Raw genomic sequence first — 12916 nt, forward strand, 5'->3', positions numbered from 1 at the left:
TTCAACCCTTATAGTAAAGAAAATTGGCCGCGTAATGAACCTAAGCACTAAACAAAAGCAGCATCTCAAAGGCCTAGCGCACAGTCTAAAACCTGTTGTGCTTATGGGCGCAAATGGACTTACTGAAGCTGTTCTGGCGGAAATTGAAATTGCTCTAAATCACCATGAGCTAATCAAAATCAAAGTAGCCTCTGAAGACCGTGAGACTAAAGGTCTTATCATTGATGCTATTGTACGTGAAACTGGCGCTGAAAAAGTACAAGTAATTGGTAAAACTCTTATCCTGTACCGTCAAACTGAAGATCGCAAAATCGAGCTTCCACGTAAATAATGGCTAACCAATAGCAACATCAAAAAAGGTCGCGACTGCGACCTTTTTGCTATCTCTGTTCTAAAGAAATGCTCTCACATCACTGAACTTAGATATATTCAACTTTATCGATTTCGAAATCACGGTCGCCGCCTGGTGTAGAAATAACGACTTCGTCACCTTCCATCTTACCAATCAAACCGCGTGCAATCGGTGAACTTACAGAGATACGACCAGCTTTAATATCCGCTTCATCTTCACCGACGATTTGGTAAGTTTTCTCTGCTTCAGTATCACAATCGATCAAAGTCACCGTCGAACCGAAGATAACCTTGCCAGTATTGTCCATCTTAGTCACATCGATTACCTGTGCGACCGACAGTTTGTATTCGATATCACGAATCTGAGCCTCACAGATACCCTGCTCTTCACGTGCAGCATGGTACTCAGCGTTTTCTTTAAGATCTCCAAGCTCACGAGCTTCAGCAATCGCTTCAGAAATCTTTGGGCGAAGCTTCAATAGTCTTTCTAATTCTTCACGCAGCTTCTGTTCGCCACGCAACGTCATTGGGACTTTTTCCATTATGTACCTCATTCCAAAGCAATCTTTGGACAAAACAAAACTACCCAATCCACAGGATTAGGTAGTGAGTTAACTAATCAATTTCTCTTAGTGTAAACAAACTTCGAGACTAAATCATCTTAAATCCACTAGTGAAAAGAATCCCTGCCTTCAGTGCGCTTTTAACTCAAATTTTGTAGCATTTTTCGCCATATAAAATTACTTAACCATTCAGATAGTTAATAAAAAAAACTAAAACTTTCCCTATTAACAAGCAATTCAACAAGCAATTAAAAACAATACAAATCAACACCTTGATATTTTTTAACTTGAAATAAAACACTGTTCGAAAAGCTGTTTTATATTGTTTTACTACCTACTCACGGAACTTTAGCGGTACAACAATGCTCACCAATTACTCGCTTCATGAAAACAAAGCGTTACGTATTTATGACAGAAGTCTTACATATGAGCATTGATTCATTGCGGTAATAGTAAGAGGATTGACTCAAGTGAGTCATCACTCGCATAACAACTATTTATGGACAGTAAATTAGGACTAATAAGATGAACAAAACTCTGATTGCTCTAGCAGTTTCAGCTGCAGCAGTGGCAACTGGCGCAGTAGCGGCTGACGGTAAACAAGCTGGCGGTATCGACGGTACTTCAGTATACAGCTCAAACGGCAACTCTCTAGAGATCGGCGGTCGTGCTGAAGCGCGTCTTTCTCTTAAAGATGGCAAAGCACAAGACAACTCTCGCGTACGTCTAAACTTCCTAGGTAAAACTCAGATCACTGACGGCCTATACGGTGTTGGTTTCTATGAAGGTGAGTTTGTAACTAACCCAGAAACAATCGTTGATGCTAACGGTAAAGAAGTTACTATTGACTCTCTAGATAACCGTTATGTATATGCTGGTATCGGCGGTGACTTCGGTGAAGTAACTTACGGTAAAAACGACGGTGCGCTAGGTGTAATCACTGACTTTACCGATATCATGTCTTACCACGGTAACTCTGCAGCAGACAAAATTGCCGTTGCTGACCGTACAGACAATATGGTTTCTTACAAAGGCCAATTTGCTGACCTAGGTGTTAAAGCGAGCTACCGCTTTGCTGACCGCACTGACGCTACTGACGGTGGCTACTCAGACAACAAAGCAGACGGTTACTCTCTATCTGCAGTCTACGCTCTTGGCGATACTGGCCTTAAACTAGGTGCTGGTTACGCTGACCAAGATCTAGAAAATGAATACATGCTTGCAGCATCTTACCGCATCAGCGATTTCTACGTTGCTGGTACATTTACTGATGGTGAAAAAGCCGCAGAAAACGTTCGCCGCTCTGTAGATTACACTGGTTACGAATTTGCTACTGCGTACACTCTAGAGAAAACAGTATTCACAGCAACGTACAACAATGCAGAAACTAACAATGAAACTTCTGCTGATAACGTTGCAATCGACGCTACATACTACTTCAAGCCTAACTTCCGTACTTACATCTCGTACAACTTCAACCTAATCAGTGAAGGTGACAAGATTGGCGGTAATTCTTTAGTAAATGGCACAGCATCTAAAGCTGATGCAGAAGATGAGCTAGCTATCGGTCTACGTTACGACTTCTAATTTCCTGACCTTAAGTCAAGAATCTAAGACGCCCGCTCTATAGCGGGCGTTTTTTTTACTCGCTATACTCTTCTTCTGGCTCACGACTTGCGATACCCATTACTATGCAACGCTCAATTTTTTTCTCATCCCTACTATGGGTTTTAGGTCTATTTCCTTTGCAAGTATCGGCTTATGCGCCATTAAACGAATTACCTTCAGGTAGCCGAGCGGCATTGCGCGTCGAGAGCTTACAGAGTCAAGAGAGCTACCAAGGTTCAGCGAACCAAGATCAACTGTTTCCACCAGCCAGCACATTAAAAATAGTGACCGCTCTTGCGGCAAAACTCGAGTTAGGTGATCAGTTTCGCTACCACACCACAATAGAACAGGCGGGTAAGGATGTTGTGATTCGTTTTAGTGGCGATCCAACCTTTACCACAGATAATCTAAAACAACTCTTATCTCAGGCTCGTAGCAAAGGCATAAAGCGAATCGAAGGTGACCTGTGGTTAGATAATAGTGCTTTTACAGGTTACGAACGTGCGGTTGGCTGGCCTTGGGACATTCTTGGCGTTTGCTATAGCGCACCAGCGAGCGCCATCTCACTTGACGGAAATTGTGTTCAGGCTTCTATATACACTCAGCAAGACGGCAAAACTCGCGTCTATGTACCCGAGCATCAACCTATTTATGTCACCACACTAGCAAAAACCGTTTCTAAAGCTGAACAAGAGAGCACTCAGTGCGATTTAGAGCTGCTCTCATCACCAGACAACCACTATCAGTTACAAGGGTGCCTACAAAGCCGTAGCCAACCTCTACCGCTCAAATTTGCCGTTCAAGATCCAGCTCTTTACACGCAGCGTATACTCCATACATTGCTCAGTCAGCTAAACATTGAACTTATTGGTAACATCAAAGTGGGCGTACCTCAGCGACAAGGTCAAACGTTAGCAAGCCATCAATCTTCTCCACTCCCTGAATTGCTCGAAACAATGCTCAAACAGTCAGATAACCTGATTGCCGATAACCTAACGAAGACTCTTGGTAGCAAGTTCTTTGTTCAGTCAGGCAGTTTTGGTAATGGGACTGAAGCAATCAAACAGATCCTCTTCGCTAAAACCGGCATCGACTTACAACAAACGCCAATGGCAGACGGCTCAGGCTTATCACGTAACAATCGCTTTACCAGCCAAAATATGGCCGCCGTTTTACGTTATATCTGGAAACATGATGATCAACTGGGATTGATCGACTTAATGCCAAAGGCAGGAACTAACGGCACGCTAAAATATCGCCGAAGTATGCGCCAGGAACCGATCAAAGGAGAGTTAATTGCCAAGAGTGGATCCCTTTACGGAAGCTACAATATGGCGGGTTACGGTTTAGATAATAACGGTAAGCCTAGCACCTTGTTTGTTCAGTTTGTCGCTGACTATCATCCACCAAAAACGAAGAGCGACGCTCAACCGACCGTCGCTCCTATCACTAAGTTTGAAACCTTGTTTTATCAAGATGTGGTGAAATTTAGTCAGGCAATGCCCAAAAAGTAGTTCACGACAGTGAAGTAGATCCACATCCCCGAGATATCAACAATTGAGGCAAGAACTGGACTCACCAAGACCGCTGGGTCCAGTTTAGATGCTCTGGCAAGGATCGGTAGTAAACCACCTAAAGTCGTTGATAGTGTCACTTGAATAAACAGTGCGACAGCAATCGCCAACGCAATGGTATTGATCTCGAACCCACCGGCACTCATAGGGTCGCTGAAAAGAACAATTCGACCGACAATTACCAGCGAGATCGCTAATGCTAAACAGAGCGCCACTCGGCTTTCTTTCCAAAACACCGCTAACCACTGACGCTTTCTTAGTTCTCCCGTGGCTAACGCACGAATCACTAACGTTGCAGCCTGTGTCCCAGTATTACCTCCAGCCGCTGCTATGACTGGCATATAAATAGCCAGTAATACCAACTGACTTAAGGTATCTTCGTACTGGGCGATAATTAACCCTGAAACGATTCCTAGCAAAGCCAGAGCAATAATCCAACCGATACGCTGCTTTACATGCCCAGCGACGGAGGTATCAAGGTAACTGCTTGATGTTTCAACTTCTGAATGGATAAAACCAAGTTGATGCGCGTAATGACGTGCCAACTTGTCATGTCCTTCAACCTCTAAAGCCGATATCAATCCCTGTACATAACCGATAGAACAGTGATGCAAGATAGCGACCGCTTCTTCAACAGGCATCACCGTCAATAGGTGCACCTGCTGCTGTTGCTCGTATTGCAGAAATGCCTTGCGAGCTGCACCGATCTCTTCACGAGAAAAGTGCGGTGTATTTTCAATGTAAGTATTGCTCATTACCGTCATGGCGAATCTCCCGATTGGCAGTAGGTAACGACCATCAAACACAGTGGTGTACAAGCACAAGACGCCGTCTCGCCAGCCCAAAGAAGCTAGAGAGATACTGTGTTGATTCTAGAATTTAGAGGAGAAAAACGTGAGGATACAGTTCAATAGAAAGGATGCTCTACCACTTAGGTAGAGGCGTGAGACGACAATACCGAAGCGGTTTATTTTTCCCCTCTCATACTAGGAGGATGGTCGATATTGTTCATAAAAGTCTCCGAATAAGCTGCCATACTGGCAGCGTGCGCATAGTACCAGAGTCATCAAAGAAAATCAGTCATTTTTAAACAAAAACGCATAACATTTGAGCAGGCTATAAGTTTGATAACAAACATAAAAAAAGCGCCTAATAAGGCGCTTTAATTCACGATAATTTCAGGCAGTGACTATTTAATTGTCACGCGAGCGAACTTACGCTTACCAACTTGGAACACGTAAGTTCCTGCTTCAGGTGTAAACTTGGCGTCTGCCACTTTTTCGCCATCCATCTTAGCCGCACCTTGCTTAACCATACGCATTGCTTCTGAAGTTGAAGCGCACAATGCCGCTTCTTTCAGTAAGTTGCTCACTGGCAGGCCAGCTTCAAACTCAAACTCTGGCATCTCATCAGGAATTTGGTTTTTCGCAAAACGGTTAACGAACTCTTGCTCAGCCGCATCTGCATCTTCTTGGCTATGGAAGCGAGCGATGATCTCTTTTGCCAGAGCAACTTTCACATCACGTGGGTTTTTACCCGCTTCAACACCCGCTTTCAGTTCGTTGATTTCTTCAAGCGGACGGAAAGAGAGCAGCTCGTAGTAGTTCCACATCAATTCATCAGAAATCGACATGATCTTACCGAACATCTCACTTGGTGCTTCGCTAATACCGATGTAGTTGTGCGCAGACTTAGACATTTTCTTCTCGCCGTCTAGACCAACAAGAAGAGGCATAGTTAAAACAACCTGCGGCTTCTGACCGTGTGCTTTTTGCAGCTCACGACCCATCAGCAAGTTGAACTTCTGGTCAGTACCACCAAGTTCAACGTCAGTTTCCATTGCTACTGAGTCATAACCTTGTAGGAGTGGATACATAAACTCATGAATAGCAATTGGCTGACCACCAGTGTAACGCTTTTTAAAATCATCACGTTCCAGCATACGAGCAACCGTTTGATTTGCAGCAAGGCGAATCATACCCTCTGCACCTAGCTCAGAAAGCCATTCAGAGTTAAATTGAATCTTAGTTTTCGCTGGATCAAGAATCTTAAACACCTGCTCTTTATACGTTTCTGCGTTACGCAGTACGTCTTCGCGAGTTAGAGGTGGGCGAGTTGTGTTCTTACCTGTTGGGTCACCAACCATACCAGTGAAATCACCGATTAAGAACGTCACATCATGACCAAGTTCTTGGAACGCACGTAGCTTGTTCAAAATAACTGTGTGGCCTAGGTGGATATCAGGAGCCGTTGGATCGGCACCCAGTTTGATGCGAAGAGGACGCCCCTCTTTCAACTTAGCAATCAGTTCTTCTTCTGGAATCAGTTCATCAACACCGCGCTTAATCTCCGCTAGTGCAGCTTCAATGCTCGCCATTCTTGTTCACTCCCACAGATTTGGCAAAAATTTGTTAGTTTGCCATCTTACTTGAATAGCGATGCTTTTTGAAACCAGTTAGACTAAACAGCTGAGCTTTTTTACTGAATTTTTTAGAACGGACATACGATGTTGTCTCTTTTTGCTCGACTACCTTGGATTCATCGAGCCCTTATCGCCTTTTTCAGCGCCTTTATTGTCATCGCGCTATTTCTGCCTACCCCTAACGATCTCCGCCAGGAAGAGAGCAACTATCAAGTGGGTAAAGCTTACCCTTTAACGCTGAATATCGATCAACTTACTCAGCAAGAGTCCATTTCCCCACTTGCCGTTTTACGTTGGGAAAAACACACCATTGGATCTGGTGACAGTATGGCTCTGCTGTTTCAACGTGCTGGGCTATCATCTCGTTTGCTTTATCAACTGACCTCGACCAATAAAGACATTGAGACGCAACTGACTCGAGTGAGACCGGGAGACACCTTCGAACTGGGCTTTGACGCCGACAATGAGTTGATACAGATTAAACGAACTCTCAGCCCTTATGAGAGCTTTCTAGTGACTAAATCCGAAGCAGGTTATCGATCGTCATTCGACAAAAAAGAACTGTTTTACCAATACAACTACGCTGAAGCGAATATCACCTCAAACTTCTGGAATGCAGGCGTCAATGCCGGTTTAACCGCAAACCAAATTATGGAGTTAGCCGGTATTTTTGGCTGGGATATCGACTTTGCGTTGGATATTCGTAGTGGTGACAACTTTAAGATTCTCTATCAAGAGAAGGTGGTTGAAGGAGAAGTCGTCGGAAGAGGAAAGATCATTGCAGCGGTATTTACCAACCAAGGGGATACATTCAAAGCCATTTTGGATGACAAAACGGGCAACTACTATGACGAAAATGGCCGTGCAATGAAGAAGGCATTCTTGCGCTCTCCCCTAGATTTCCGTCGTGTGACATCTAACTTTAACCCGACTCGACGCCATCCAGTGACGGGCAAAGTCGTTGCCCACCGAGGAACAGACTATGCGGCACCTGTCGGAACGCCTATTTGGGCTGCGGGTGACGGTATTGTGCAAAAATCTAGCTACAACCAGTTCAACGGCAACTACGTCTTTATTAAGCACAGCAATACTTACATCACTAAGTATCTCCACTTAACAAAACGTACCGTGAAAACCGGCCAGAGGGTTAAGCAAGGCCAGACAATCGGCACCCTTGGAGGCACAGGTCGTGTCACTGGTCCACACCTACACTATGAGTTTCTAGTTAATGGCGTCCACAAAAACGCCAGAACGGTCAAATTGCCACAGTCTAAATCACTCACAGGTTCAGACAAGGCGACCTTCATTGCCAACGCCAAGATCAGATTAGATAAACTGAATCGCTACGGTGAGTTACTTGCTACACCATAAGTCAAAGGCCCGGATAATCCGGGCCTTTGTCATTAATCGGCTTCAATAACTCTATTACCCTGCTCTTCCACTTTATGCTCTTTGCCCAGCATTAATAGACACGGAGTCAATACTAGAGTGAGCACAGTGGCAAACGCTAGGCCACCAGCAACCGCCGTGGCGAGTTGCGACCACCACTGGGTACTGGGTGCACCAAATTCAATTTTTTGGTTGATCAGGTCGATGTTCATTTCCAGTACCATCGGCAGTAAGCCAAGAATCGTCGTTACCGTCGTCAGCATCACCGGTCGCAAACGTTGAACTCCAGTTCGCAGTATTGCTTCTCGCTTATCTAAGCCACGATGACGCAGTTGGTTATAGGTATCGATTAAAACAATATTGTTGTTGACCACAATGCCAGCCAACGCAATAACCCCTATCCCAGACATAATGATACCGAATGGCTTCTGGAATATTAGCAAGCCAACAAACACCCCAACGGTTGAAAATAGTACAGCACTTAAAATTAACAATGCCTGATAGAAACTATTGAACTGAGTAATCAGAATAAGCGCCATCACCACCAATGCCACAAGAAAGGCATTTTGTAGAAACGCAGAAGAGTTTTCTTGCTCTTCATTCTGCCCACGAATTTTAAACTCAACACCATCAGGTAAACCAAGATCAGCGACCGCTTGATTTATTTTGGGCAACTCGAGAGCCAAGTTATAACCCTCTTTCATATCCGCCATAATATTGGTGACCCGATGCCCATCAATGCGTCGTATCGTGTCTTGTTTGTGCTCAGGGACGATAGTCGCAAAGTTAGTGATAGGAACTAAGCCAGCTTGAGTTTTGACTCGAAGCTGATCAAAACGACCTATGTCGCGCTTGTCCTGCGGATAACGAACTAAAATGTCGACTTCTTCATTGGCATCATCAGGCAGATAATCACCGATTTTCAGACCATTCGTCACAAACTGGACGGTATTGCCAACTAAAGTCGCATCGGCAGCAAAACGAGATGCGTCATCACGACGAATGTCGATCTGCCAATCTATGCCGTCTTTACTTGACGTATCACTGAGATTGGTAAAAGCCGGATAATTGTCAGCCCACTGCCTAACTTTTTTAGCCGCCGCGTCCAATTCAGTAGGGATCCGAGCCGATAATTCTATCACCAGATCATGTTCAACCGGTGGACCAGCATCAGGGAATTTATACTCAATTTCGACACCCGCATAACCATCCGTTTGGAGCTTGAGTTCCTCAATTATCTCTTTGACCTTACGGCGATACTGCCAATCAACAGGAGTAATCTGAATCTGACCAATTTCATCATCACCACCAGTGCGAGTGTAAACACTCTCAAACTCATCATGATTGAGCATTACCGCTTCAATATCACGAATAATCACGTCTTTCTCATCCAAGGAAAGATCACCATAAGATCGAACTTTAACCGTGAAAAATGGTGGATCTACCTCGGGGAAAAACTCCGCCCCCAAACCTGCTTTGGCGTAGGTAAAACCAACGCCAATCGCAAGCAAAATAGCGCTAATGAGGATTTTGAACGGGTGCTTTATCGCAATGTCTAAGGTATGGAAGTAGAGCTTAGTGATCCCCGTTGCCTTAGAAAAATCGCCATCATGTAGCGCAACCATTTTCTCTCGTTGCGCCTTAGTAACATGCTGAGGTCGTCCTATTAAACTGCCTAAAACAGGCACCAATAGTAGTGCCATCGCTAGTGATGCGCTCAAAGTAGCAATGAGAGTCAGCGGCAAATACTTCATAAATTCGCCCGTGACGTCTGGCCAGAAAAGCAAAGGAGCAAAAGCCGCTAGTGTGGTCGCCGTGGAGGCGGTAATCGGCCATGCCATTCGCTTGGCGGCATCACGATAAGCTTCCCTTCTAGGCGTGCCTTCTTGCATACGTCGATCGGCAAATTCAGTTACAACGATAGCGCCATCAACCAACATACCTACCGCCATAATCAGTGAAAAGAGCACGACAATATTGATGGTTAGACCAAAAACAGACAGAACCAGCAAACCGGTTAAGAATGAGCCTGGAATCGAAATGCCCACCAACAAGGCAGTACGAACACCAAGAATGGCAATGATGACAATCACAACCAGAATGATCGCTGACAAGATATTGTTCTGTAGATCGCTGAGCATCATCTCAACATCTTTAGACTGATCCCAAGTGTATTTGACCATCAGGTTATTCGGCCAATCTGGACGCGTTTGAGCTTCTGCCAACACCGCTTTTATTAACGCAACAGTCTCGATGATATTCTCGCCAGCGCGTTTCTTCGCATCCAGTACAACGGCAGATTTTCCATCTAGCCGTGCGTAGCTTTCTGGATCTCGGAATGCCCGTCTAACGGTTGCCACATCACCAAAGGTAATGACCTGCTTACCATCAACCTTTACAGGTAATTCAAGCACATCTTTCAGCGAATCGAAGACCGAAGGAACCTTAACCGAAAAGCGCCCATACCCGGTATCAACGAAACCTGCGGCAACCACTCTGTTATTTAGTGCGATCAGGTTGTAGATATCCCCCTGATCTAAGCCATAACTTTCCATCAGTAGTGGATCAACAATGATCTCAACAATATCCTCGCGATCACCTGCAATATCCACTTCTAGGATTTGGCGGTAACTTTCCAGCTTATCTCTTAACTGACGCGCTATCTGCACAATGGTCCGCTCAGGTACCGTACCGTAAAGTACGATTGAAAGCGCAGGTTCCTCCGACGCTAAAGTCACTTCATTGACCGTCGGTTCATCGCTGTCGCTGGGTAATTTGGGTTTTGCCAAATCAACCGCTTCACGCACATCAGCCATCGCTTTGTTCAGGTCGACACCAACACTGAACTCAAGCATGACTGAGGCATGACCTTCAGAAGCGGTAGAGGTCATCTCTTTGACCCCTTCAATGGTTCTCAATTCTTGCTCAATCGGGCGAACAAGCAATCGTTCGGCGTCTGATGGCGATATACCCTGATGGCCTACCGACACATAAATAATCGGAATTGTAATGTCAGGGCTAGATTCTTTAGGAATGGTGATATACGTTCCCGCACCGGCGAATAGAATAAAAACCAGAAGCACCATCATGGTTCTAGTGCGAGATAGAGCCGCATCAATCAATGCATACATAGTGTCGGCTCCTATCTGCTTTGCTCAATCGCAATGACACTATCACCATCGCGCACAAATCCCTGCCCGGTAGTGATGATATCGACTTGCTCACCGAGTCCCGTCAACCAAACCCCATCCTGTTCCGCTTTAACCAGCTTTATTGGCACAAATTTAACCTGATTAGCGACCAGTGTTTTGACACCTAAGTTGCCCATTTCATCCAAAGCCAGCATTGCAGGGGTAATTTTAATTGCCAACTGGTCTTGAAGGTTGAGTTTCACTTCAGCACTGACACCCGCAGGGATTTTCTGCCCAGGGTTTGCCAGTTCAATTTCAATTGGGAAAGTATTGGTTGCAGGAGAGGAGACTCGTGATATGTAACGCACCGCCCCCATGGTTTGGTCACCATTAATAAAACGAACACTCGCTTGTTGATTAAGCTCTAACGCTTGAATGTGTCGCTCACTCACGTCTGCTTCAATCACTATCTTGCTTAAATCGAGTAATGTCGCGACAGGATCACCTACTCCAACAAAATCACCCGTTTCAATAAACAGGTGATCCACTACGCCTGTAAACGGGGCTTTTACCGAGGTATTACGCAAAGCGATTTGAGCATTGCTCACCATCGCTTTCGCTTCGACTAAACCGGCCTGAGCAGTAGTAAATGCGACCTCACCTTGCAAGCCTTTACTTTTGAGAGACTGGGCGGCTTTATATTCCTTCTCTTTCACTTTGAGCATGGCTTCGGCACGCTGCAACTGACTCTCTAAATCGCCCTTATCAATCAGCGCAATCACCTGCCCCTGCTTAACACTTTCACCCTTGTTTACCTTTAACTGGACAATTTTGCCGGCAACTTCTGCCCCGAGTCTGGCCTTTTTATTCGGCGCAGTCCGTCCGTAAAGCTCAATGGTTTTGTGTGTGGATTCGGCAACAAAGGAGGTGAACTGAACTTTGGCTAATGGAATGTCTTCAGTCTCTCGGTGAGGCGCGGTGTCTTGTGCTTTCAACATTCCTACCCCTAACCAAAGAGAGAGGAGTAAGACCAATATCAGTGACACAAGATAAGGTCTAACCGCAAGAAAACGCAGAGGAGAAATACTAGCCATAACTATCCTTATTATTTCTATATCACATCCAAAACAAACAACAGCAGCGATTTACGGCTACACGTTGTGGATATAGCAATTCACAGTGTTCTACTGCGAATGTATCAATTAGGATATAAATTAACCATCTAAAAATAAAATGACATTGATAACTATTTATCTGGGGTCTCAGTTTCTGGATAAATAAGGAAGGAAAAGCCAGTAGTAGATAGGCAATAGGCTGCAGAGGGACTGCAGCCTAGAAAGAGATATTTAAACGCTGAATGAAGCACCGCAGCCACATGTTGTGGTCGCATTTGGGTTATTCACAAAGAAACGCGAGCCCTCAAGCCCTTCAGTGTAATCCACTTGGCCACCCACTAAATATTGAAGGCTCATAGGGTCAACCACCAAAGTCACACCACTGTTGACAATGGTTGTGTCTCCTTCATTCACGTTCTCGTCAAAAGTGAAACCATATTGGAAACCACTGCAACCACCACCAGTAATGTAAACTCGCAGTTTCAGGTTCGGGTTCTCTTCTTCAGCAATCAATGCACCTACTCGCTGAGCCGCTGCATCTGAAAATGTTAGTGGAATATTTACTTCGCTCACGATGATCTCTCTCAGTCGTTTGGCTCCAGAATGACTGAACTTTCTGGAACTTCATCTTTTAATATTAGGGGGATTATCTAATACCTGAGTGAAGCGTTCAAGTATTCACCACTTTTGAAGCAACTTTTTATACCAATTCTTCTTTATTTGCTGTGAAAGTACGCAGAATGTGCAGCAAAGCGTTTTATTG

10 protein-coding genes are annotated in these 12916 nt (G+C 44.9%); 4 read left to right on the forward strand and 6 right to left on the reverse strand.

Annotated elements, in window-relative coordinates; genetic code table 11:
• Positions 1-34 precede the first annotated feature (34 nt).
• Entirely contained in the window at positions 35-331 is a 297-nt protein-coding gene (gene yhbY / locus ACQEXT_RS06295) for a ribosome assembly RNA-binding protein YhbY (protein WP_138972138.1), read from the forward strand.
• 88 nt (positions 332-419) lie between these two features.
• Here yhbY and greA read toward each other — a convergent pair whose 3' ends face one another.
• Positions 420-893 (reverse strand): transcription elongation factor GreA, encoded by a 474-nt coding sequence (gene greA, locus ACQEXT_RS06300; protein ID WP_138972139.1) that lies wholly within the window; start codon positions 891-893, stop codon positions 420-422.
• 546 nt (positions 894-1439) lie between these two features.
• Here greA and ACQEXT_RS06305 point away from each other — a divergent pair.
• A complete protein-coding gene (locus ACQEXT_RS06305; RefSeq protein ID WP_426951102.1) occupies positions 1440-2501 on the forward strand; it encodes a porin in 1062 nt (353 codons plus the stop codon).
• Positions 2502-2605: 104 nt separating this feature from the next.
• On the forward strand, positions 2606-4036 hold the full coding sequence (gene dacB / locus ACQEXT_RS06310; protein WP_426951103.1) for a serine-type D-Ala-D-Ala carboxypeptidase: 1431 nt from the start codon (positions 2606-2608) through the stop codon (positions 4034-4036).
• Here the strand turns inward: dacB and ACQEXT_RS06315 are convergent.
• Together ACQEXT_RS06315 and tyrS are read right to left on the reverse strand one after the other, a co-directional pair.
• Positions 4015-4860, reverse strand: a complete 846-nt coding sequence (locus ACQEXT_RS06315; RefSeq protein ID WP_426951146.1) for a magnesium transporter — start codon at positions 4858-4860, stop codon at positions 4015-4017. The two genes, dacB and ACQEXT_RS06315, sit on opposite strands and share 22 nt — an antisense overlap.
• A 425-nt stretch (positions 4861-5285) precedes the next feature.
• Positions 5286-6473 carry a tyrosine--tRNA ligase gene (tyrS, locus tag ACQEXT_RS06320; RefSeq protein WP_138972143.1) on the reverse strand — a complete coding sequence of 396 codons (1188 nt, stop codon included), beginning with the start codon at positions 6471-6473 and terminating at the stop codon, positions 5286-5288.
• 129 nt (positions 6474-6602) lie between these two features.
• Between tyrS and ACQEXT_RS06325 the strand changes: the two genes are divergently transcribed.
• A complete protein-coding gene (locus tag ACQEXT_RS06325) occupies positions 6603-7889 on the forward strand; it encodes a peptidoglycan DD-metalloendopeptidase family protein (RefSeq protein ID WP_426951104.1) in 1287 nt (428 codons plus the stop codon).
• A gap of 32 nt (positions 7890-7921) precedes the next feature.
• On the opposite strand, the gene ACQEXT_RS06330 is transcribed toward ACQEXT_RS06325, so the two are convergent.
• The 3 genes from ACQEXT_RS06330 to erpA all read right to left on the reverse strand — a co-directional run bounded on the left by ACQEXT_RS06330 (position 7922) and on the right by erpA (position 12726).
• Positions 7922-11038, reverse strand: coding sequence for an efflux RND transporter permease subunit (locus ACQEXT_RS06330; protein ID WP_138972145.1), 3117 nt, complete (start codon positions 11036-11038; stop codon positions 7922-7924).
• A gap of 11 nt (positions 11039-11049) precedes the next feature.
• Positions 11050-12132, reverse strand: a complete 1083-nt coding sequence (locus ACQEXT_RS06335; protein ID WP_426951106.1) for an efflux RND transporter periplasmic adaptor subunit — start codon at positions 12130-12132, stop codon at positions 11050-11052.
• Positions 12133-12384: 252 nt separating this feature from the next.
• Complete coding sequence (gene erpA, locus ACQEXT_RS06340) at positions 12385-12726, reverse strand: iron-sulfur cluster insertion protein ErpA (protein ID WP_006878298.1); 342 nt, start codon at positions 12724-12726, stop codon at positions 12385-12387.
• Positions 12727-12916: the final 190 nt, after the last annotated feature.

It is taken from the genome of Vibrio sp. TRT 29B02, from assembly GCF_050113655.1.
Lineage (GTDB): Bacteria > Pseudomonadota > Gammaproteobacteria > Enterobacterales > Vibrionaceae > Vibrio.